We start from the raw sequence: 22,352 nt of genomic DNA on the forward strand, positions 1-22,352 counted from the left end.
GAAGCGTCGCCAGTGTCGGGCACGCTTCGTCGTTTGATGAGATCCCAGAAAAGGTTCCAACAGGGGAGAACGGCATGACGTTTGAGCAAAAAATGGCCGAAGGGCTGATGACGACACAACCGGCCACCGCCGGCGACGCTGCCAGCCTCGCGGCGCGTCGGAATTTTCTGATGGGTACGGCAGCGCTGGCAGGAAGCGCCGTGCTGCCGCTCTCGACGGCATCGGCGGCATCCACGGCATCGGCGGCGTCAGTCGCCACCGCCGCCACGGTCACCGAAGCCGTCGGTTCCGCCTCCATGCCCCAGGCAAGGACGGGCACGAACGATCCGCGTCTCGCGCGATCCACGCGGGGCATGGTCACCAGTCCGCATGCATTGGCGAGCGAAGCGGGACTGGAAGTGCTGCGTGCGGGCGGGAACGCCATCGAGGCGGCGATCGCCATTGGCGCCGTGTTGAGCGTGACTTATCCGCACTTCACGGGACTGGGGGGCGACGCCTTCATGGTCATCAGCGACCGTGACGGCAATGTCCGCACGTTGTCCGGCATCGGACAGGCCGCCGCGCAACCGCCGGCATATGCCGGCGCCATTCCTGTGCGCGGGCCGGGGGCAACACTTACCACGGCGGCGACCGTCGCCATCTGGGACAAGGCATACGACATCAGCCGCAAGCAGTGGAACGGGCAGCAAGCCTGGTCGTCGCTGTTTTCGCGCGCGACCGAGTATGCGGCAAACGGCTTTCCGATCACGCCGTCGCAGCACTTCTGGCAGACGTTTCGCGCTGGCGACCTACCCAACTGGGAGGGTTTCTCGTCTGTCTTCATGCCGAACGGTCGTATCCCGCAGGTCGGTGAACGATTCCATCAACCGGCGCTCGCCAGAAGTCTCGACAGCATCGCAACACATGGCGGACGCGAGTTTTACGAAGGCGATCTCGCTGCACGCATTGCCGCCGGCCTCAAGCGAGTCGGCTCTCCGCTGCGCGCGAGCGATCTGTCGCGTGCGCAGGCGCGTGAAGAGGCGCCGTTGCGCGTGGCCTATCGTGATGGCGAGTTGCTGGGACTGCGCCCGCCAACGCAAGGGGTGACCACACTGGAGATCATGGGCATTCTCAATCGCTTCGATCTCAAGTCGATGCCCGAAGGCAGTCCGGACTATTACCACGTGCTTGTCGAAGCGGTGAAGCTCGCCTTCATCGACCGCAACCGTTATGTGGCCGATCCCGACTTCGTCGACGTGCCCGTGGACCGTTTGCTCGCGAGCGCGAATCTCGATGCGCACGCCCGCAGCATTCGGATGGATCGCGCCATGCCCTGGCCACATGTCTTCAAGACCGGGGATACCGTTTATATCGGCGCAGCAGACGCTCAGGGCAATTGCGTGAGCATGTTGCAGACGGTGTATTTCGACTGGGGCAGCGGTGTTGTGCTCGGCGACACCGGCGTGCTGTGGCATAACCGTGGCGCGTCGTTCAGTCTCGACCCGTCCAGTGCGAACGTGCTCGCCGGTGGCAAACGACCATTCCATACGCTCAATCCGGGCATGTATCTGAAGCAGGGACGCCCGCAATTGCTCTATGGCACGCAGGGCGCCGACGGTCAGCCGCAGACGCTCGCCGCCGTGCTCACGCGCCTGATCGATTACGACATGGATCCGCTCGCCGCGCTCAGGCGGCCCCGCTTTCTGCTCGGCAAGACCTTCTCCGATTCGCGCGACAGCCTCAAGCTCGAACAGGACGCGGGTGCCGATGTCTTTTCGGCCCTGGCGGCACGTGGGCACGAGATGAGCCCGCTGCCACCGCAAAGCCAGTTGGCGGGGCATCCGGGCGCGATTCGCATCGGGGAGCACGGGCAAATGAGCGGCGCCCACGATCCCCGCAGCGACGGACGGGCATTGGGCGCGTAATGGGGCAGGGGGGGCGCGCGGCGCTTCGCCCGTGCCGGGACCGCCCCGAAAACCCCAGTTGTCGGGCGTTCGCCGCGCATGATAAAAGGTCTGCCATCCATCGACAAAATGAATGCCCAACATGGCTGGCAGTGCAAAATCGAATCGACCGCCCGATCGTCTCAATCGTCCAAACCGTCCAAGCCGTGTCAATCGGCCACTTTTCGATCTGGACCTGCTGCGCTCGATCCTCATGGTGGCCGATTGCGGCAGCTTCACGACGGCCGCCGCACGCCTGCATTCGACACAGTCCACGGTCAGTCAAAAGGTGCGGCGTCTCGAGGACATGGTGGGGCACAAACTGCTCGACCGTGGCAATCGCGAAGTGCATGCGACGGATGCCGGGGAACTGCTGCTGGGTTACGCACGCCAGATGCTCGCCCTTAACGACCAGATGTTCGAGGCGCTCTCGGGCGCCGTGGTGGCTGTGACCGTCCGGCTGGGCGTGCCGGAGGATTTCGCCACGGGCGCCACCACTCAGGTGCTCGCGCGTTTCAACCGTCAGTATCCTCAGGTCAAACTGGAAGTCACGAGCGGGCTGAGTCGCGATCTGCTTGGCAGCTACGATCATGGCGAACTCGACCTCGTGCTGGTCAAGCAGCGCCGCAATAGTCGCGAGTCGGTGGCAAGCCGCCCGGAAAAGCTGGCTTGGATCGACAGTGCGAAGCATCCGTCGTTCGGGCTCGATCCGGTGCCGTTGGTCACATTCCCGACGCGCGGACTCTATCGCGACGACATGATCAATGCGCTCGAATCGATGGGCCGCAATTGGCGCATCAGCTTCACGAGTTCGAGCCTGAGCGGCATTCAGGGCGCTGTGGCCGATGGGATGGGGATCAGTCTGGTGCCGCCGCGCGCCGTGTTACCGGGGCATGTGGTGCTGGGCCGGGCGCAGGGGCTGCCGGCCATCGACACGTTCGAGCTGGCGATCTTTCACCGCCCGACGGCCGACCCGATGGTCGGGGCGCTGGCCAAGGTGCTGGTGGGACTGTTGGAATCGAAGCCGCGCGCATCGAAGTGACCGATACGACTGGACGACACGCGCGGCGCAGAGCGACGGGACAGAGGCCGCTTACTTCGGCTGCGCGCCCAGCGTCAGCGTCATGTGACGGTTGACGTCTTTGTACAGCAGGTAACGGAACGGGCCGGGGCCGCCCGCGTAGCAAGCCTGCGGGCAGAACGCACGCAACCACATGAAGTCACCGGCTTCGACTTCCACCCAGTCCTGATTCAGACGGTAGACGGCCTTGCCTTCAAGCACGTACAGGCCGTGCTCCATGACGTGGGTCTCCGCGAACGGGATCACGCCGCCGGGCTGGAACGTCACGATGTTGACGTGCATGTCGTGGCGCATGTCCTGAATGTCCACGAAGCGCGTCGTCACCCAGCGGCCATCGGTACCCGGCATCGGAATCGGCTCGACATCCTGCTCGTTCTTCACGAACGGCTCCGGATACGGCAGACCTTCCACGGCCTGATAGTGCTTGCGGATCCAGTGGAAGCGGGCCGTGCTCTGGCTGTGGTTGCGCAGTTGCCAGTCGGTCGCGGGCGGGATGAACGCATAACCACCTGGCGTGAGCGTATTCGCCTTGCCCTGGATCGTGACCGTGATTTCGCCTTCGACGACGAACAGCACGCCTTCGGCCTTGTCGTCCTGCTCCGGTTTATCGCTGCCACCGCCGGCACCGACTTCCATGATGTATTGAGCGAACGTTTCGGCGAAGCCTGAGAGCGGGCGCGCCAGCACCCAGAGGCGGGTGTTGTCCCAGAACGGCAGATGGCTCGTGACGATGTCGCGCATCACACCCTTCGGAATGACGGCGTATGCCTCGGTGAACATGGCGCGGTCGGTGAGCAGTTCGGTTTGACCCGGATGCCCGCCATGCGGCGCGTAATACGTAGTCTTCGACATGTTGGTTGGCTCCTGATGCATTCTGATTTTTCTCCCCATCGTCCGTCGCCGGGCCCCTCGGTCGGGTCTGTACGCTTTGGGGGCGCGCACAGATCGCGTCACTTCGGTGCAACGAACGCATGCGATGCCGTCGCGGGGCGCGCGGCGTCGCGCATGACAGTCAGGTCGGGGTGGACCCTGCTGTGTCCCTGAGCAGGGCAGGGTCCAGCGCGAGTTGCGCCGGGCCGCCCCAATAACGCCCGTGGCGGAAGACCGCGCGCGCAGCCGGTGCGGCGGCCACGGCGGCGGCTGCGTTCGGCGCGTCGAAGACGACGAAGCTCGCCTCGCAGCCCACTTGCAGTCCGTAATCGGTTTTGCCGATGACGCGTGCGGCGGCGCTCGTGGCCATCTCCAGCGCAACGCGCAGATCGTCGTCCGTGTAAAAGCCCGAGCGATAACCGATCAGCATCGCGCGCTGCAGCATGTCGCCGTTGCCGTACGGCCACCAGCTATCCTGAATGTTGTCGTTGCCCGTGAATACGCACACGCCCGCTTCGCGCAGGCGCAGAATCGGCGGGAACGCGCGATCACCCGGCGCGTTGGTCATGATCGAAACGTCGGCGTCTGCCAGCGCGCGGGCGATCGTGTCGAGTTCGTTCGGACCAATGTCGCCCAGCCCGTATGCGTGGCTCACGCTCACCCGTCCCTGCAAGCCGGCGGCCTGCGTGCGCGAGGCGATGCGATGCAACTGCGCCAGTCCGATATCGCCGGGCTCATGCAGATGGATATCGATTTTCGTACCGTATTTTTCCGCGATGCCGAAGATCACATTCAGCTGGCCATGCGGGTCGCCGTCGAGTGTGGTCGGGTCGATGCCGCCAATCACTTGCACGCCAGCACGCACGGCGTCTTCGAGCACCCGTGCGGTGCCGGGGCAACTCATGACACCGGCCTGCGGGAATGCGACGAGTTCGATGTCCAGCCATTCGCGCCACGTCTCGCGCATGGTCATGATTTCGTTGAGATGGGACAGGCCCGTGCTGGCATCGACGTCGACATGGCAGCGCATGGCGACGGTGCCGAAGGACGCCGTTTGCCGCATCAGGGCGTCCGCGCGTTGCGCCATCGGGGCGGCGGCAGCGATTTCCTGCTTCTCTGCGGCGAGACGCTCGCGCAGGGTGGCTGCGGGACGATGGGGCCGCCAGCGGTCGCCGACGAAGCTCTTGTCCAGATGGATGTGGCCGTCGACAAAACCGGGCAACACCAGCTTGCCTTGCAGATCGATGACCTCAGCGCTGGCGGCGCCGGGCAGATCCGGTGTCGGGGCGCCAATGTAGGTGAAGCGACCGTCGCGCGTGGCGAGGGTCATCGGCGCGCCGTCGGCATCGACAGCGCCCTGAAAAATGCGGTGGTGACCGGAGGAACTCATGGAACGACCTCTGTACTGCCCGGGCCCTCGCTGGCGCTGCGTTCCGTGTGGGTGGGCGCCGCCGCGCCGCGGGGTCTCTTGGGGGAGTGAAACGGTGGGGTAAGACTTACAAGATAGCGAACCGGTCGCGCATCGACAAATTAAATATTGGAATGCACGGCATTCGATTTACAAATAGTTGGCGTCGATGTATCGGTGTCCCGCATGTGTTCCATCCACTGCTATCTGCCACCGGCCGTTGTGGTCTGCCGCGGTCCGCTGTGGTCCGCTGCGGTGGATGCGCCGTGCCATGGTCGGCGACGGGTTCACAGCACGGCGATGGGCACTGTCCAGCCGAAGCGGCCCAGAACGGCGGCGTCGCGGTCCGTGACGATCGCCTGGACGGTCAGCGTCGCCTTGCCGCTGGCGACGACCTGCGCCTGCCAGAACGCGTCCGGTGCAGGGCGTGCGATGGCGTCTCCCGGCGAGCCGGGCAGCGGCGCATACCGAACGGCGTTGTCGTCGACATGAAGCTGCAGATTGCCAAGCACCGCTTCGTCGGCCAGCGAGAGGTGCAACAGCACGGCATGCTCGCCGCGCATGGCGAGGGGTGTCCAGCGCAGCCGTAGTCGAGCGCCCGGACGGACGTCGAGCGGCCAGGTCGTCGTGTTGACGCCTGTCAACGCGTCGGCGCCGGATGACAGGCAAAAGCAGGCGCTGCCGTCGACGGCGGTCGTGTGTGCATCGCCCACCGGCGAATCGTGCGGATGATCGAGCAGTGTCACCGTGTCGATGGCGAGCAGCACGTCGGCGGCGCTTTCGTCATGAAGGTCGCCACAGGTCGATGGGTCGGACATGGAGACTCCTTGCGGCAAGGTATGCGCGCGCTCCCGCGCCCGGCTTGCGTGGTGCGCCCTGGTGTGGCGTGGCGCGGGAGAGCAGCGCTGATGGCTTAGTGGTTGCGGATGGTGATGAACGGGTCCCACTGATAGCAGCCGCAGACATTGCCGCCACGATCGAGCACCATGAACTGGAAGTGGTAGGTCACGCGCCCGGTCTTGAGCGTCTCGCAAGACCAGAAATAGTTCGAACACTGCTGCTTCTTCGGCTTGGTCGGATCGGGCGGATTCGGTACCGGGATAATGACCTCGGCCTCGCGCGGCGAGGGGGGCGAGATCAGCTCATTGCCTTGATTGCCCACGAATTTGTAGAAGATGCACGACTGCTCGAAGCCCAGCGAAAGGGAGCATTCGCGCCACCGGATGACGTCGCCGACCGTGGCTGCGACATCCAGTTCGCCACCCGCCTGACCACTGACGACGTTGCCCTGCGTCACGATCATGAAGACATGCTTGAAGTCGATGATCGGTGGGTTGGCCATGCTGCAGTTCTTGCCGTACCGGTCGAGGATCGTCTTGGTGTCGATACTGACCAGCACATCGGTGATTTGGGACATGTGTGTCTCCACGAAAGGCTCAGGGAATGCCGTCGGCCCCGTGAGGGCGACGGCCCGCAAACGCGAAGCGAATCGGTATCCGTGCCCGCCCGTCAACAGGGAGAGCGCAGGCATGCCGCGCGCCGCGTTTCACCGATGGAGCCTAGGCAGCGCCCAAGCGTCGGACAACCTCATACGGGCGGCTCACTTTGCGTGACATTGGTGCGCAAAGCCGCGCGGGGGCGAGCGTTGGCGTCATCGCGCGTCGCTCACCAATCGATGGATTGGAGCGGAACCACTTAAAGGACCACTTAAAGGGCCGCTTAAAGGGCCGCTTAAAGGACCGGCGCGCGACGCCTCGTCAACGGGCGCGGGCGTTGAAATACGTGAGCGAACGAACGGCGGCTGGCGCGGGCGGCGTCAGGGGAGGCGGGAGGCGATGGAAGGAAGGATGGGGAGGCCGGGCGCACAGCGTTGTGGCCCGGCACCGCACGGCTATGACAGCTTGCGGCTGTGTTGCAGGCGTTCGAGAACGTGGATGCTCAGGCGTGCCGTGTGGCTGCGCATGGCGTTGTAGGCGCCTTCGGCGTCGGCCGCCAGAACGGCTTCGACGACACGTTCGTGCTCGTCGAACGACACCGTGAAGCGTTCCTCGACGTCGGATTGCGCCGCCCGGAACGGTGCGAGACGCTCGCGATGACTGTCGATGAGCGCCATGAGCGTCTTGTTCTGCGTGCCCGCGCTCAGCAATTGGTGGAATTCGCGGTTGAGCGCGAGGTAACCGGCTTCGTCGCCCGCATCCATGCACTGCTTGCTCTGGACGTGAATCATTTCCAGCTGCTTTTTCTGCATGGCGCTCATGCGCTGGGCGCTCAGACGGCAGCAAAGGGCGTCGAGTTCGCACATGGCTTCGAGCATGTCGGACAAATCGTCCACGCTGATGCTCGCCACCACACCGCCTTTGTGTGGCGTGAGCTCGATGAGGCCTCGGGCGTTGAGTTCGCGCAGCGCTTCGCGAATCGGTGTGCGCGAGGCCTTGAAGCGTTCGGCCAGTGCGACTTCTTCCAGTTTCTGACCCGGCGGCAGGCGTCCGTCGATGATCTCGCCCGTCAACACCCGGCAGATTCGTGCGGCAATGGTTTCGGCCATGCTTGTCTATCTCGCTTCGTGGATGCGTCGTTTTGGTTGGATTGTATACATGCCGATTATACGAGTATTTTTCCTCTCCATTCGATCGGACGCCGCGCGGCACCCGGTTTGGCAGGAGCGCCCGCCTGCCGAAGTGCCTCATTGCATTCAAAAATACGTTTTTGAATGCAATATGCTGAGATAGTATACATACGCCATCTGCCGGGTGTTCCCGGCCGGGCTTACTACCTCAATACGAAGGAGACATACATCATGGCCAAACTGCGTCACATTGCGCTGTCCGTTCCCGATCCCTGGAAGGCTGCCGAGTTCTATATGCAGGCGTTCGATTTCAAGAAAGTCGGCGAGACGGATTCGTCGCTCGCGCGGGGGGTGTACCTCTCGGATGGCGTCATCAACCTGGCGTTGCTCAACTACAAGAACGACGAGGCAGCCGGCGAGCGCGGGCGCGAGTTTGTCGGCCTGCATCACATCGGCATCTGGGTCGAAGACGTTGACGCCGCGCGAGCAAAGATCGAGCAGGCGGGCGGGCGGTACTACATGGGCGAGGTGCCGGTGAAAAGCAACATCTTCTACGAGGTGAAGTTCTTCGATCCGAACGGCGTGATCTTCGACGTGACGGCCCACGGTTGGGGCGGCGCATCGAAAGACGGCACGGGCGCCGACAATGCGCCGAAACTGCGTCACGAAGGATTGCAGGCGGATCGCTCGGGCATCTGAGCGCCGGGCCACCCCGCAATGCCAAGCGCTGCAACCCCGCCGGACCGATCGGCCGGCGGCGGTTGGGTCGCATCGGCATGCCCGCCGGCATCGGTTATCAGGGGTAACCCGCTATAACAAAATCAGTCGTTTGTATAAATAAATAGCAGTAGAAATTCAATTTCCTTGATATGTATAATCGCTCGAAAGATTGTATACATACAACGGGCGGGCGGCAGACATCCTGACAAGCAACACGGGGGCGCCGCGACAAAAACGAGAACTATCAGGAGACAGCATGAAGAAGCGAGTGTTGTGTGCATTGCTGCTGGGTGCAATGCAGGGTGGTGCGTATGCGCAATCTTCCGGGGGAGTGTCGCTCTCGGGTTTCATTGACCTGAATCTCGAGCAACTGTGGGGATCGGGGGCGAACGGCGGCAAGGTCACAAGAATGTCCAGCGGCGGGTTGAACAACTCTCGCTTCAATCTGAGCGGTTACGAAGAACTGGGCGGCGGCAACCGCGCCTTCTTCACCTACGAGCCGATGTTTACGGCGACCAATGGCGTGCAGTCCACACAGGCACGGCAATCGTTCGTGGGCATCAAGGGCCCGTGGGGCGATCTGTCGCTGGGCCGTCAGTTCACGCCCTCGTACTGGATTGCAGGTTATGCCGATCCGAGCTGGGCGGCCGACTTCAGTATGGTCAACAACATGGAGTTCTTCTACGCGTCGTATCGCGTCGATAACGCCATTCAGTACAAGACCCCCAGTTGGTACGGCCTGAACGCGCGCTTCATGGCCACGACCGGTCTGGGAGACGGGACCCGCGCGGGCCGCTTCTATTCCGCCGCGCTCGAATATCGCAGCGGCGACATCTTTCTCGGCGCAGTGAGCGAGCTGCAATACACGCGCGACATTTATTCGGCGAGTCAGATCCGCTCGTCGCGCGACAACTATTTCGCGGCGACGTACAAGTTCGGCAGCGTCGAGCCGACGCTGATCTATCACACGTACAACGGCTACTACGCGTATCCGCCGTATGTGGCGTTCAACGTGCGCGGCTGGGACATTCAAGCGGGCGTGCGTTACGCGCTCACGGATCGCCACCGCTTCTATGCGAGCTTCGTCCACCGTCAGGACGACGACAACAAGGCGCTCTCGAACGCCAACGGTTTCGTCGTCGGCTACATGTACGGGATGTCCAAGCGCACTACGCTTTACGCCACCTACGCCCGTGTCCAGCACAGCAACGACACGCTGGTTCATTACCCTGTGACGTTCCAGGTCACCCCGACCGGCTCGCAAAACCCGTCCGGCGTTCAGTTGGGCATTCGTCACGCGTTCTGAGCGCACATTCCGGCTTTTCCGCATTACGCCTCCCGTTCGGGCGATCCCTCGATCCGTGCGCTGGAGAGAAGACTTTTGAGACGAAGGAGGAAGACATGTTTCGCAAGCACACCCTGAGCGTTTCGTTGACCGCGACCGCGGTGCTCGCCGCGCTCACGATGGCGTTCGCCGCGCGTGCCTCGGCGCCAGAGAGCGCGCCGGCGGCGCAGGCCGCACCGCTCGACGCACAACCCGCCGGCACGCCCGGCACGCCGAGTGTCAAAGATCCGTATCTGGCCGGATGGCTGCGCCTCACGCCGGACCGTGAGCCCAAGCCGCTCAAGCCCGGCGTGGATTACGGCATGGACCCGGCCACGGGCAAGTTCATCTGGCCGAAGGCGACGCCCGAAGTGCACACCGGACAGCGCTTTCCCGGCGAGCTGACGTTCTGGGACAAGAAGAGCTACGCCAAGAACGTGAAGGTGCTCGCGTTCTATCCCGGTGTCGATTCACCGTTCCACGCGTGGAACAACATCGCGGACTTCAACGGCAAGCGCTATCTCTACATCCATGACCGAGACTACCTGCGCATCATGGACGTGACCGACCCGGCCAACGGGAAGGTCGTCTATTCGAAGGGCGGCGTGTGGGGTCCGAAGGGGTCGAGCGAGAAGTTCGACGCCGACAACATTCAGGACTATCTCGGCGGCGCCACCATCGTGTGGAACAAGAAGCTGGGCAAGCCGATTCTTGTCGCGTCCTTCGAGATCGGACGCTACGGGCTGATGCGCGACAAGTCGAAGCAGCCCGACAAGGTGGCGGCGCAGCGCAACTACAACTCGCTCAAGGGTTTCAAGGTGTTTGTGATGGACGGCCCCTTGCCGTCCGACTGGAAGCTGATCGCCACACGCACGACCGACTACAGGCATCCGGACGCGCCGGTCGGCCAGCAGCAGGGCTCCGGTTCGCTGGATTCGCCCGAGTTCTACGGCGGCAAGTACATGATTCTCTCGTCAGCGCCCGACGATAGCTACGCGCTCACCGAATACCCGAACTATCTGTATTCGCCGGGTTATCAGGTGTGGGACATGTCGGATCCGGCGAATCCGAAGTTCGTCTCGCAAATCTCGGTGCCCGGCCAGATCCTCGGCAACGCGGAGCATGAGCAGGCGTATTTGCAGAACCCGCGCGCGGGCAATCGCACGTCGTGGATGGGCTCGCGTATGCCGATCTTTCTGCCCAAGCCGCTGGAGCAGGGCGGCAAGGTGGGCTTCGGCGCGATGGGTGGTCTGGGACTGTGGTCGTTCGATCTGTCCGATCCGGCGCATCCGAAGGTCATGGGCAACGTGAACACTGCGCCCAGTTTCGCCGGCACGGAGTACGACAACGCCGACGTGAGCCAGTATGAGCGCACCGGGTACGTGTTCACCAGCGGGTATCCGATGAATCGCGACTGCTACGAGCCGTTCAAGGACATCTTCGTGGTGGACGCGCGAAACCCCGCGAAGATGAAGGTCGCTGCCAAGCTGCCGGAACCGGAAGTGCCTGCCGGTGCGCCGTTCACGAGCTTCTGCCAGCGTGGCGGCAACTACGGGCCGAAGCGCTCGAACTCGATCGGACAGCCGGGGACCTGGCGTCAGGGCATCGTGCCGTACTCCTACTACAACGCTGGCGTGCAGATCTTCGACGTGAAGGATCCCGCCAAGCCGCACATTGCCGGTTACTTCGTGCCGGGCCTGGCCGACGAGACGGAACTGCCGGTCTACACGCTGGGCAAGGGGGTCTTCGCGATGTACACCGAGTACGACCGCAACATCATGTGGGCCTTCACGGAAAACGGTGCCTACGCATTGTCGAGCCCGCTGCTGGGTGAGCCGGTGATGGGCGCGCCGGCGAAGCCCTGGCCTGCGCGGTAATCGAGCGCAAGCGGCATCCGGCAAGGTGTCGGAAAGGCATAAGCATGGCATCAGGACGGTAACGCCGGACGGCGGCGCCGTCTTCCGCAGTCGACTTCACAGGGCCTCCAAAGCGTGAAGTGTTGAAGCGGGCAACCTCCGATGGTCTCCCGGTTGCCCGCTTCTTTTTTATCTCGATGCTTCGCGACCCGACTTCGCTCCCGTCTGTGTTGTCGAGTTGACGGGTGTCGGCAGCGGCTGGCCTGCCAGATGGGCGCGCACGTTGGCGAGCACTGAATCGATCTGGGCTTGCAATGCGGCCGGCGAGCGGCCGGAGACGTGAGGGGTAAGCACCACGTTTTCGAGCATGCGCAGCGCGGAAGGCACTTCGGGTTCTGTCTCGAAGACGTCGAGTGCGGCGCCCGCAATGACGCCGTCGCACAGCGCTTCGATCAGTGCCTCGGTATCGACGACGCTGCCGCGCGCCACGTTCACGAGAAAGCCGTTGGCGCCAAGTCGCGCGAGGACGTCGGCATCGACCAGATGATGGGTCGAAGGACCGCCGGGGCAGGCGAGCACGAGGAAGTCGCTCGCGTCGGCGAGTTCCGCGACGTTGGCGAAGTACTGCCAGCGTCGATCGTCGTGCGGTGTGCGCGTGTGATAGCCGACGGACATGCCGAAGCCTTCGGCACGCCTGGCGATGGCCTGCCCGATGTTGCCCAGGCCGATCACGCCGAGCCGTGCACCGTGCAGTGTGGGGCGCGGTGCGCGATGTTTGGCCCAGCCGCCGGCCTTGACCGCGCGGTCGAGCGTCACCAGTCCGCGCGAGACCGCGAGCATCAGCGCGAGGGCGTGGTCGGCAACCGTTTGGCCGTTCGTGTTGGGGGCATGCGCGACGGCGATGCCGCGTTGGGTTGCCGCGGCGACATCGATGCGCTCATACCCCGCGCCGAAGGCGCACACGAGTTCGAGTTGCGGCAGCAAGTCCATCTGTGCGGCGTTCAGGCCGGTGGTGCCGTTGGTGAGCAGCAACCGGGCACGCGATGCCAGGCCGGAAATATCGGACTTGCCTGCTGTACCGCGTCCAGCGAGGCCGCTGGCGGTTACGTCGACGTCATGAATATCCAGTCCTGCCGCACGCAATTGCGCGCGGGCAAGCGGTTCGAGTGGGATGAGATTGAGTAGCAGTGGAGCGTCGTGCATGGACGTTAATCGCCTCGTTGGGATGGATTGAAAAATAAAATACAAATCAGTTGCTATGTATACATATGCTATGTATTGTGTTTCAACATAGCAATCAAAAAGACAGCCGATGCGTCACTACGACATCGGTTCCCCGATGGAAGACAAGGAGACAGGTGTGAGCTGGTTTGGAATCGCAACGTATGAATCGCAGGTCCCGGGCGCGGTCGCAGCGCGCCGTACGGCATTGGTGCAACACGGGCGTCTGTACGACCTGGAAGCGGTACTGAGTCACGCGGGTGCGGGACTGGACGACGGCCGCGCAAGCGCGCCGGATCTGACGGCGCTGCTCTCGAACTGGTATGTGCATGGCGAGGCACTCTGCGCGGCCGTGCGTCGCGCTATCGATGCGGGCGTACCGGGCAGGGTCGGCGCGCTGGCGAGCGACACCTATCGCCTGTGTGTGCCGTATGAGCCTGGCCGGATCTTCGCCACGGCGTCCAACTTCTACGAACACGCGGCCGAAATGGGCACCAAGCTCGCGCCGCGCAGCGAAAGCTCGCCATACATCTTCATGAAGGCGGAGACCAGCGTGACGGCCACCGGCACGGAGGTCGTGCTGCCGCCGCACGCCGAGCGCGTGGACTGGGAGGTCGAACTGGCCGTGGTGATCGGCCGCCCCGGGCGCCATATCGCCGTGGAGCAGGCGCATGAGTGGATCGCGGGTTACACGGTTATCAACGACGTGAGTGCGCGCGATCTGAACCGTCGCACCGACTATCCGTTTACGCACGACTGGTTTCGCGGCAAGAGTTTCGATACCTTCGCTCCTCTGGGGCCGTGGTTTGTGCCGCGCGACGTCATTCGCGATCCCCAGAACCTGCGCATGACGCTCTCAGTGAACGGCGAAATGATGCAGAACGACACGACGGCAGGAATGATCTTCAACGTGGCGGAGCAGATCGCCTATCTGTCCGAAATCCTGACGCTCAAGCCCGGCGATCTGATCGCCACGGGCACGCCGACCGGCGTGGGCATGGGGCGTGGCGTGTATCTCAAGGCGGGTGACGTGATGGTGGCGGGCATCGAAGGCATTGGCGCTATCGAGAACCGCGTCGTGGCACAGCGCAAATAACAAGGACCGCCCGAGTCGCGGTCAGGAGGAGGCAGCAATGCAACAGTGGCAGTGGACCAGGCGCTGGTGGACGGCGCTCGTGTGTGCCGGCACGCTCGGTACCGTGGGGGCGAGCGCGTTGTGGGCGAGTCCTGTCGCAGCACAGGACAAGGTCAGGTTCAACCTCTCATGGCTGCCGCAAGGCAGTACCGGCGGCGTGCTGGTCGCGATCCACAAGGGCTATTACCGGGAGGCCGGGCTCGACGTGTCGGCGGTCGTCGGGCACGGCGGCCAACGCACCGTCAATGAAGTCGATCAGGGTCTGTTCGAGTTCGGTTACGGCGATCCCATCAGCGTGATGCTCAATCGTGCGCAGGGTGGCACGACGAAGATGGTCGGCTCGATCAACGCCGTGTGGCCGGGGGCCATCTGCTATCTCGCCAAACCCGGTCGGACCATCGCAAAGCCTGCCGATCTCAAGGGCTTGTCGATGGGCGGTGGCGGCGCGTCGCCGTTGCAGAACATCGTGCCTGCATGGCTCAAAGCCAACGGCTTGCCGCCGACGTCCGTCAAGCTGCTGCGCCTTGACCCGTCGACGATCAATCCGTCGTTCCTGCAGGGCCGCGTCGATCTGACCGAGTGCTGGGAGGGCGCGAACCTGCCGGTGCTCAAGGCGCTTGCTGCGAAACAGGGGCGCGAGATCGGTTCGCTGCGCTATCGCGATTTCGGGCTGGACATGGTGGGCAACGGCATCGTCACCACGCAAAAGATGATCGAGCAGAAGCCCGACGTGGTGCGCCGGTTCGTTCAGGCGACCTATCGCGGCTACGCGTGGATGCGTGAGCACGCGGAAGAGTCGGCCGGCGTGATCGTCTCGCAATATCCGATGCTCGACAAGGCGGTCATGGTCGAACAGATTCGCCAGATCGGCGCGCTCGAGAGCGACCGGGAGACGAAGGGACACAAGCCCGGCTGGCTGCCCGTGCCGCGTATGGAATCGACCGCGCAGTTCGTGCGCGAGGCCTTCCAGCTCGCGCCCACGCTCAAAGCGACCGACATCTATACCAATCAGTTCGTCGAGTGAGCAGCGAGCGCTCAACGAGACGCGAACCGACGCCATACAAGGAGTGGAGATGACAAGCCCCAACCCCAACCTCGCCCCCAAGCCCAAGCTCAACCCGAAGCGACTCGGCCATCTGGTGCTGGTCGTGCGCGATATTCAGAAGTCGGTGAAGTTCTACACCGAAGTCCTCGGCCTGAGCGTTTCCGACTGGATCGACGACCAGATGGTGTTCCTGCGCGCCGGCAGCGACCACCACGATCTCGCGCTCTCGCAGATACCGCTGAACTCTCCGGACATCGACGACCTGCCGCGATACAGCCGTCCCGGCATGGAGCACTTCTCCTACCTCGTGGACAGCGTCGAGGAAATGGAGAAGGCCGTCGACGTGCTGCGTGCGCACGACGTCGAGATCGTGCGCGGTATCGGACGTCACGGCCCCGGCGCGAACTACTTCCTCGTGTTCAAGGATCCGGACGGCAACAACGTCGAGCTGTATTGCGAGATGACGCAGATCGATGCCGCGCATCCTTATGAGGCGAAGGTGTGGGAGCGCAATATCGAGAGCTTCGACCGTTTCCGGTTCGAGCGCTTCGTCGTGCCGCCCCCGCCGGGCATGGTCAAGGAAAAGTCGGGCGGCAAGGCGTAGGCCGTACGCCGCACAGCCCATGAATAGACAACGAACCAACCAATAAGCCAAAAGACCCCTGGCCGATCCCTGCATCGGCAACCGGAGGAGACATTCGAATGAAACGCATCGCACAGACGATCGTGTTCTGGGGCGTGTTGCTCGCGCTGTGGGAAATGGCCGTGACGTACTTCAAGGTGCAGTCGTACCTGATGCCGCCGCCGTCCGCCATCTTTCGTGCCGCCTGGGAGGTCCATCCGCAGATGATGGCCGACACCTGGGTGACGACCGTCGAAGTGCTGACGGGCTTCGTTGCGGCGGTCGCGGGCGGCCTCGTGATCGGCGTGGTCATCAGCTACAGCGCATTGGCACGGCGCACGCTGTACCCGCTCGTGACCGCGCTGCAAAGCATGCCGAAGATCGCGCTCGCGCCGCTCATGATCGTGTGGTTCGGATATGGCTTCGCTTCGAAGCTGGCGTCCACGTTCCTGTTCGCGTTTTTCCCCGTCGTGGTGGCGACAATGGGCGGACTCGCCTCGGTGGCGCGCAACCTCGACGAGCACTTCCGCGCGCTGGGCGCCAGTCCGTGGGACACCTTCTGGCGGCTTTATCTGCCCGCAGCGCTCCCGGCGTTCGCGGATGGTCTGAAGATCGCCATGCCGCTTGCCGTCATCGGCGCGATCGTCGGTGAGTTCATCGGGTCGGAAGAGGGGCTGGGACATCTGATCGTGTTCGCGTCGGCGGCAGCACGCACCGATGTCATGTTCGCCGCCATTCTCATGGTGACGCTGCTGGCCGTGGCGCTCTACTGGGTCATCGAGCGCCTGGCGCGCTTCGTCTGGTGGCGGGGGATCAACGTATGAGCCACCTGAAGGCGAACACTGTGACGCCATTCCCGACTTCTCCCGCGTCCGCTCTGCCCTCGGTTGCGCAGGGCGCCGACACGCCCGACATCGGTGCGAAGCCGGGCGACGTCATGATCGAAGTGAGTCACGTCGACAAGACCTTCGCCGCCAAGCAACGCAAGGGCGCGCCCGTCAGGATTCTCGACGACGTCTCGCTGGCGATCGCCGATCGCGAGTTCGTGTCGATTCTCGGCGCGAGCGGTTGCGGCAAGAGCACGTTGCTGCGCATCGTGGCGGGCCTCGTGCCGCATGACGGCGGCGAGGTGCGTGTCGGCGGGCAGCGCGTGTCGCGTCCCGTGCCGGAGATCGGCGTGGTATTCCAGACGAGCAACATGCTGCCGTGGCTGACGGTGCGACAGAACCTGATGCTAGGCACGCGCCTGCGCAAGATTCCGAAAGACAAGAGCGAACCGCGTGTGCAGGCGCTGCTGGAAATGCTCGGACTCGCGCAGTTCGCCGAACATCATCCGCACGAGCTCTCCGGCGGCATGCGCCAGCGTGCGTCCATCGGACAGATTCTGGCGCTCGAGCCCAAGGTGCTGCTCATGGACGAGCCGTTCGGCGCACTCGACGCGCTCACGCGAGACAACCTGAACGTCGAATTGCTGCGCATCTGGCAGGAGCACCGGCAGACGGTGTTGCTGGTCACGCACAGCATCGAGGAGGCGGTATTCCTGTCGGATCGCGTGATCGTGATGTCGGCGCGCCCGGGCAAGGTCGAGCAGGAGGTGGTGATCGATCTGCCGCGTCCGCGCTCGCCGCAGACGATCAAGCAGCATCCCCGGTACGCCGGGTACATCGCGCAGCTCTCGCAGCTGATGGGAGTCTATTGATGGACAGGCAGACGTTTGCTGCGCCGGCGCCCCGCGATTGGGAGTCCGCGCGCGCGCTGATGCGCACGCTCGGCCCGCGCTGGTCGAGCGACATCGCGGCGGGTCGCCGTGCGGTGCTCGACGTCTATACGCCGTTGCTGGAAAAGGCGTCGGCCGAGGGCGTGGCCGTCGCCGTTGAGCGGGATCTGGCGTACGGTCCGCACGTGCGGCACCGGCTGGACGTGTATCGTCCGGTGGCGCCGGTGAGCGGTGGGGCGCCGGTCGTTGTCTTCGTGCATGGCGGGGGCTTCGTGCGGGGTGACATGAACGCCAACGCGCAGATCTACGGCAACGTGCCGCGATACTTCGCGCGGCACGGTTGCGTGGCCGTGAACGTGGAATATCGCCTTGCCCCCGAGGCTTCGTTCCCCGGCGGGGCGCAGGATGTCGCGCTGGCCATGCGATGGCTTCGCGAGCATATCGGCGCACATGCTGGCGGGAGCGACGTCGACCTGTCGCGCATGCTGCTGATCGGCCACTCGGCGGGCGGAGCGCATGTGGCGAGTTATCTATGCGATCCGCGCATACGTCCGGCAGCCCCCGAGGTCGCCGGCGCCGTGCTCATCAGTGCGCGTCTGCGCGCCGATATTCTGCCGGACAATCCGAACGCTCCCGGGGTGGTCGCGTACTACGGCGACGATGCGGCGCGTTACGAACCCGATGCGCCGATGGCGCATGCCGAGGCCATGCCGGTGCCGGTCCTGACCGTCATTGCGCAGTTCGAGAATCCCCATCTCGACACTTACGCGCTGGAGTTCTGCCATCGTCTGGCGCAGCGCGACGCACGCGCGCCGCGCTTCGTTCAGGTGCGCGATCACAACCACACGTCGGTCGTCGCCCATCTGGACACCGGCGACGATTCGCTCGGTCGCGAAATTCTCCAATTTCTGCACGAACTCAACCCGTCGCCCTGACGGGCTTCGCGCCCGCCTGAGTCGGCAGGTCGTCAGGTCACGAAGTCGCTGATCTGCCGCGTGCGGCACAGGCAGGGCCGAACCTCTCTCTCTCCCTTTTAGGAACTGTCATGGTCGATCACGAATTGACCGGGGCGTTTGCGCCCGTCGTCACGCCGTTTCACGCGGATCTGACGCCGGATGCCCCCCGTTTTGTCTCGCATTGCGCCTGGTTGCTTTCACACGGCGTGGGTCTGGCGCCGTTCGGCACGAACAGCGAAGCGAATTCGCTCGGACTGGCCGAGCGCATGACGTTGCTCGATGTGCTCGTCGACAACGGCCTCGATCCGCGCCGCATGATGCCCGGCACGGGCTGCTGCTCGTTGCCGGAAACCGTCGCGCTCACGCGGCATGCCGTCGAACGCGGCTGCGCCGGCGTGCTGATGCTGCCGCCGTTTTTCTACAAAGGACTGTCGGACGACGGACTGTACGCGTACTACGCGCGTGTCATCGAACAAGTGGGCGATGCCCGCCTGCGTCTGTACCTGTATCACATCCCGGCGCTCTCGGGCGTGCCCATTACGCTGCCCCTCATCGAGCGGCTGGTGCGCGACTTCCCGCGCACGGTCGTCGGCATCAAGGACAGCTCGGGCGACTGGAACAACCTGAGTGCAATGCTCGACGCCTTTCCCGACTTCGGCATTTTTCCGGCCTCGGAATCGCTGGTCTCGCGCGCGTCGGCGAAGGGGGCGAGAGGGTGCATCTCCGCGACCGTCAATATCAACCCGGAGCGCATTGGACGTCTGTGCCGCGAGTGGGCTGAGGACACCGGCCCCGCGCTTCAGGCACAAGCCGACACCGTGCGGGGCATCGTTCAGTCGTTCCCCATGATTGCGGCGCTCAAGGCCGTGCTGGCGACGTATCGAAATGACAGCGGCGACGACAGCGGCGACGACAGCGGTGACGACAGCGACAACGACAGCAGGAACCGCAGCGGCACCGACAGCGCATGGTCCCGCGTGCGCCCGCCGCTCTCGCCGCTGTCCGACGAGCAGCACGCGCGACTGCACGCGCAGTTGGCCGCTTGCGGCTTCACCTTGCCGGGCTGACGGACCATGCGCGGCGCGTTGCGGTATCTGGAGCCATGCCGGGGATCGTCTCGCCATGCACATCGTGTGGCGGGTGTCACGCGTGCGCCGCGTGCGCACCATGCGGCGGTGCGCCTGTGTGCGCGCGTGCCCGGCACGATGCTGGCGATGGCTGTTGGCCTGGCGGCTTGCAACTCGTCTCAGGCGCAGGTGCAGATCTATGGTCATCTCACGCCGATGACGGATTGGGTCGGCGTCAGCGAGCGTCAAACGCCGGCATCGGCGCCGCGTCCGACACAAGCGCCTGCGGGAGCGATCCGCTCGCCCGAGATGAGCGGCGCGCGCATGCTCTCGAGTATTTCGTATTTCGGCATGCGCGGCAAGGAGGACCTGGGTGATGGCTACGCGGCCATCTGGCAGATCGAGACACCGGTGTCCATTGACGGCAAGGCCACCGGCGCCATTGGCGCACGCAATTCGAACGTCGGGGTCAAGGGGCCGTTCGGCACCGTGTTTCTGGGCAACTGGGACACGCCGTATCAATGGTCGACGCTCTCCGTCGGCTCGCCCGTTCGCAATCCGTACACGGGCGATCTGAGCACGATCCTGAGCAATCCCGGCTTCAACGTGCCGAACACCACGACGCAGTCGGGCCGCGTCAATAACGCGTCGGACGCCACGTTCAACCGGCGGCAGGGCAACACGATTCAGTACTGGACTCCTGAGTGGGCCGGCCTGCAATTGCAGTTCTCCTACTCGCTCTCGAACGGCTCGGTCGCGACACCCGCCGGTGACATCTCGCCGCAGGTCTTCGGCGCGGGGCTGGAATATCTGAACGGGCCGCTGCGCGTGCGTTATGCGTATGAGCTGCACAAGGACTACTTCGGTCTCGCGTGGTTAGGCGCACCCGCCAGCGCCAACCCGTCGAACGTCGGCTCGCGCGCCACGGGTTCGACCGACGACGGACACAAGGTCCTCATCGTCTTCACCTATGCGCAGACGAAGTGGGTGGCGGGATGGGACAGGCTGACGTATCGGACGGACGACGGCACGTCCGGCAATCTCAATCGCTACCGGCGCGATGCGTTCTACGCCATGGTGCAGCACTTCTTCGGCGGCGGACGCCACTCCGTCTGGCTCGGCGGCGGCTATGCGATGAACGGCGCCTGCTCGCGCGTGGGGGGCGCGGCCTGCAACACGGACGACCTGGGCGCGACGCAGCTCAACCTGGGCTACCGCTACGACTTTTCCAAACGTACCGACGTGTACGTCGCCTACTACCAGGTCATCAATCGGGCCTGGGGTAGCTACGGCTTTTCGCCACGGCCCAATTTTTCCGGCGGCAACGCGCCGCCGGGCGTGCATTACCGCGGCGTCGGCGTCGGCATCGAACACACATTCTGAGCACGAATTTTCATTACCTAAGATTCACAGGAGACGATCTTGAGTACGACACAACCGGGCTTCGACACCATAGTCGAGCGAGAAAAAGGACTGCACCGGGGATTGAGCAGCGCTCAGCTATCGATGATCGCCATTGGCGGCGCCATTGGCACCGGCCTGTTTTTGGGCAGTGCGTTCGCCATTGGCTTTGCGGGACCTAGCGTGCTGCTGAGCTACGCGATCGGCGGCGCCATTGCGCTGCTGCTCATGGGCTGCCTTGCCGAAATGACGGTGGCTCACCCGACCTCGGGTTCTTTCGGTGCGTACGCCGAGCACTACATCGGTCCGTTGGCCGGGTTTCTGGTGCGTTACGCCTATTGGTCGTCGATCGTGTTCGCCGTCGGCACCGAGGTCACGGCCATCGCCGTCTATATGAAGTACTGGTTTCCGGCAGTGCCGGGCTGGTACTGGATCGTTGGCTTCTCCGCAGGCCTGATCGCGATCAATGCCGCCAGCGTCAAGGTTTTCGGCGCGGTCGAGTATGCGTTTTCGATGCTCAAGATCGTGGCCATCGTCGCCTTCCTGATTCTGGGCGCGTACATCGTCTTTCGCGCGCCGCAAGGCAGCGGGATCGGTCTGGCGAACTACACGTCGCATGGCGGATTCTTCCCGAAAGGCGCCTGGGGCATGTGGGTGGCGGTCATCGTCTCGATCTTCAGCTATCTGAGCATCGAGATGATCGCGGTCGCTGCGGGCGAGGCGCAGGACCCGCAACGCGCGATCACACGGGCCTTCCGGGCGACGATGTTCCGTCTGGTGTTCTTCTACCTGCTGACGCTGGCCCTGACGCTCGCCATCGTACCGTGGAGCGCGGCGGGCGAAGACGGCAGCCCGTTCGTCAAGGTCATGGCCGCCACGCACATTCCCGGAGCGGCGGGCGTCATCAATCTCGTGATTCTGGTGGCGGCGCTCTCCGCAATGAACAGCCAGCTGTACATCACCACACGCATGATGTTCTCGCTCTCGCGCGCGGGCTACGCACCGCGCCGCTTCGGCGAGGTGAGTCGCAACGGTGTGCCCGTGGCCGCGCTCATGCTCTCGACCATCGGGATTGCGCTGGCGGTCGCGCTCAACGTGATTGCGCCGCAGGCGTCGTTCACGTTGATGATGTCGGTCTCGATGTTCGGCGCGATGTTCACCTGGCTGATGATCTTCGTCACGCATCTCTATTTCCGTCGCGCTCACCACGCGCAGTCGTTGCGCTTTCGGATGTGGGGTTATCCGTACGCGAGCCTGACGGGAGCATTGCTGATGGTCGCAACGCTCGTGACGACCTACTTGACGGACGAATTCCGCATGACGCTGGTCTACGGCCTGCCGTTCGTCATCGCGCTGTCGCTCATCTACGCCGCGTGGTACCGCAGGCGCGATGGCGCGATCGTGGCGGGCGCGCGAGGGCAGGGCAATTGAGGGACTGGCC

The 22,352-nt window shown here is 64.0% G+C and carries 20 protein-coding genes; 14 read left to right on the forward strand and 6 right to left on the reverse strand.

Annotated elements, in window-relative coordinates:
* The first annotated feature begins 296 nt into the window (after nucleotides 1-296).
* Entirely contained in the window at nucleotides 297-1,904 is a 1,608-nt protein-coding gene (locus tag PCA31118_RS03625) for a gamma-glutamyltransferase family protein (protein ID WP_425495322.1), read from the forward strand.
* 121 nt (nucleotides 1,905-2,025) lie between these two features.
* A complete protein-coding gene (locus PCA31118_RS03630) occupies nucleotides 2,026-2,964 on the forward strand; it encodes a LysR substrate-binding domain-containing protein (protein WP_150622990.1) in 939 nt (312 codons plus the stop codon).
* A gap of 51 nt (nucleotides 2,965-3,015) precedes the next feature.
* On the opposite strand, the gene PCA31118_RS03635 is transcribed toward PCA31118_RS03630, so the two are convergent.
* From PCA31118_RS03635 to PCA31118_RS03655, 5 genes are all read right to left on the reverse strand, one after another.
* Complete coding sequence (locus PCA31118_RS03635; RefSeq protein WP_150622992.1) at nucleotides 3,016-3,855, reverse strand: bifunctional allantoicase/(S)-ureidoglycine aminohydrolase; 840 nt, start codon at nucleotides 3,853-3,855, stop codon at nucleotides 3,016-3,018.
* A gap of 160 nt (nucleotides 3,856-4,015) precedes the next feature.
* Nucleotides 4,016-5,263 (reverse strand): amidohydrolase family protein, encoded by a 1,248-nt coding sequence (locus PCA31118_RS03640; RefSeq protein ID WP_150622994.1) that lies wholly within the window; start codon nucleotides 5,261-5,263, stop codon nucleotides 4,016-4,018.
* A gap of 305 nt (nucleotides 5,264-5,568) precedes the next feature.
* A complete protein-coding gene (locus PCA31118_RS03645; protein ID WP_150622996.1) occupies nucleotides 5,569-6,099 on the reverse strand; it encodes an AidA/PixA family protein in 531 nt (176 codons plus the stop codon).
* A gap of 95 nt (nucleotides 6,100-6,194) precedes the next feature.
* On the reverse strand, nucleotides 6,195-6,698 hold the full coding sequence (locus PCA31118_RS03650; protein WP_150622998.1) for an inclusion body family protein: 504 nt from the start codon (nucleotides 6,696-6,698) through the stop codon (nucleotides 6,195-6,197).
* Between the two features lie 474 nt (nucleotides 6,699-7,172).
* Nucleotides 7,173-7,826, reverse strand: coding sequence for a GntR family transcriptional regulator (locus PCA31118_RS03655; protein WP_150623000.1), 654 nt, complete (start codon nucleotides 7,824-7,826; stop codon nucleotides 7,173-7,175).
* Between the two features lie 252 nt (nucleotides 7,827-8,078).
* Between PCA31118_RS03655 and PCA31118_RS03660 the strand changes: the two genes are divergently transcribed.
* The 3 genes from PCA31118_RS03660 (at nucleotide 8,079) to PCA31118_RS03670 (ending at nucleotide 11,768) form a co-directional block, all read left to right on the forward strand.
* Entirely contained in the window at nucleotides 8,079-8,546 is a 468-nt protein-coding gene (locus PCA31118_RS03660; protein ID WP_246190036.1) for a VOC family protein, read from the forward strand.
* A gap of 277 nt (nucleotides 8,547-8,823) precedes the next feature.
* A complete protein-coding gene (locus tag PCA31118_RS03665; RefSeq protein ID WP_150623002.1) occupies nucleotides 8,824-9,873 on the forward strand; it encodes a porin in 1,050 nt (349 codons plus the stop codon).
* A 95-nt stretch (nucleotides 9,874-9,968) separates the two neighbouring features.
* Nucleotides 9,969-11,768, forward strand: coding sequence for an LVIVD repeat-containing protein (locus tag PCA31118_RS03670; RefSeq protein ID WP_150623003.1), 1,800 nt, complete (start codon nucleotides 9,969-9,971; stop codon nucleotides 11,766-11,768).
* Nucleotides 11,769-11,936: 168 nt separating this feature from the next.
* Here PCA31118_RS03670 and PCA31118_RS03675 read toward each other — a convergent pair whose 3' ends face one another.
* Nucleotides 11,937-12,950: a 2-hydroxyacid dehydrogenase gene (locus PCA31118_RS03675; protein ID WP_150623005.1), complete on the reverse strand. Its 1,014-nt coding sequence runs from the start codon at nucleotides 12,948-12,950 to the stop codon at nucleotides 11,937-11,939.
* Nucleotides 12,951-13,107: 157 nt separating this feature from the next.
* Between PCA31118_RS03675 and PCA31118_RS03680 the strand changes: the two genes are divergently transcribed.
* From PCA31118_RS03680 to PCA31118_RS03720, 9 genes are all read left to right on the forward strand, one after another.
* A complete protein-coding gene (locus PCA31118_RS03680; protein ID WP_150623007.1) occupies nucleotides 13,108-14,064 on the forward strand; it encodes a fumarylacetoacetate hydrolase family protein in 957 nt (318 codons plus the stop codon).
* 37 nt (nucleotides 14,065-14,101) lie between these two features.
* The gene (locus tag PCA31118_RS03685; RefSeq protein ID WP_150623009.1) at nucleotides 14,102-15,127 is read left to right on the forward strand and encodes an ABC transporter substrate-binding protein; all 1,026 of its coding nucleotides are present in this window, start codon (nucleotides 14,102-14,104) and stop codon (nucleotides 15,125-15,127) included.
* Between the two features lie 49 nt (nucleotides 15,128-15,176).
* Nucleotides 15,177-15,752 carry a VOC family protein gene (locus tag PCA31118_RS03690; protein WP_150623011.1) on the forward strand — a complete coding sequence of 192 codons (576 nt, stop codon included), beginning with the start codon at nucleotides 15,177-15,179 and terminating at the stop codon, nucleotides 15,750-15,752.
* A gap of 98 nt (nucleotides 15,753-15,850) precedes the next feature.
* Nucleotides 15,851-16,594: an ABC transporter permease gene (locus tag PCA31118_RS03695; protein ID WP_150623013.1), complete on the forward strand. Its 744-nt coding sequence runs from the start codon at nucleotides 15,851-15,853 to the stop codon at nucleotides 16,592-16,594.
* Nucleotides 16,591-17,469 carry an ABC transporter ATP-binding protein gene (locus PCA31118_RS03700; protein WP_246190037.1) on the forward strand — a complete coding sequence of 293 codons (879 nt, stop codon included), beginning with the start codon at nucleotides 16,591-16,593 and terminating at the stop codon, nucleotides 17,467-17,469. Before PCA31118_RS03695 ends, PCA31118_RS03700 begins: the two co-directional genes overlap by 4 nt.
* Nucleotides 17,469-18,422 carry an alpha/beta hydrolase gene (locus PCA31118_RS03705; RefSeq protein WP_150623015.1) on the forward strand — a complete coding sequence of 318 codons (954 nt, stop codon included), beginning with the start codon at nucleotides 17,469-17,471 and terminating at the stop codon, nucleotides 18,420-18,422. Before PCA31118_RS03700 ends, PCA31118_RS03705 begins: the two co-directional genes overlap by 1 nt.
* 110 nt (nucleotides 18,423-18,532) lie before the next feature.
* The gene (locus PCA31118_RS03710; RefSeq protein ID WP_150623017.1) at nucleotides 18,533-19,510 is read left to right on the forward strand and encodes a dihydrodipicolinate synthase family protein; all 978 of its coding nucleotides are present in this window, start codon (nucleotides 18,533-18,535) and stop codon (nucleotides 19,508-19,510) included.
* Nucleotides 19,511-19,516: 6 nt separating this feature from the next.
* A complete protein-coding gene (locus tag PCA31118_RS03715) occupies nucleotides 19,517-20,893 on the forward strand; it encodes a porin (protein ID WP_150623019.1) in 1,377 nt (458 codons plus the stop codon).
* 39 nt (nucleotides 20,894-20,932) lie between these two features.
* Nucleotides 20,933-22,342 carry an amino acid permease gene (locus tag PCA31118_RS03720; RefSeq protein ID WP_150623021.1) on the forward strand — a complete coding sequence of 470 codons (1,410 nt, stop codon included), beginning with the start codon at nucleotides 20,933-20,935 and terminating at the stop codon, nucleotides 22,340-22,342.
* Nucleotides 22,343-22,352 lie beyond the last annotated feature (10 nt).

The organism is Pandoraea captiosa, assembly GCF_902459775.1.
Taxonomy (GTDB): Bacteria; Pseudomonadota; Gammaproteobacteria; order Burkholderiales; family Burkholderiaceae; genus Pandoraea; species Pandoraea captiosa.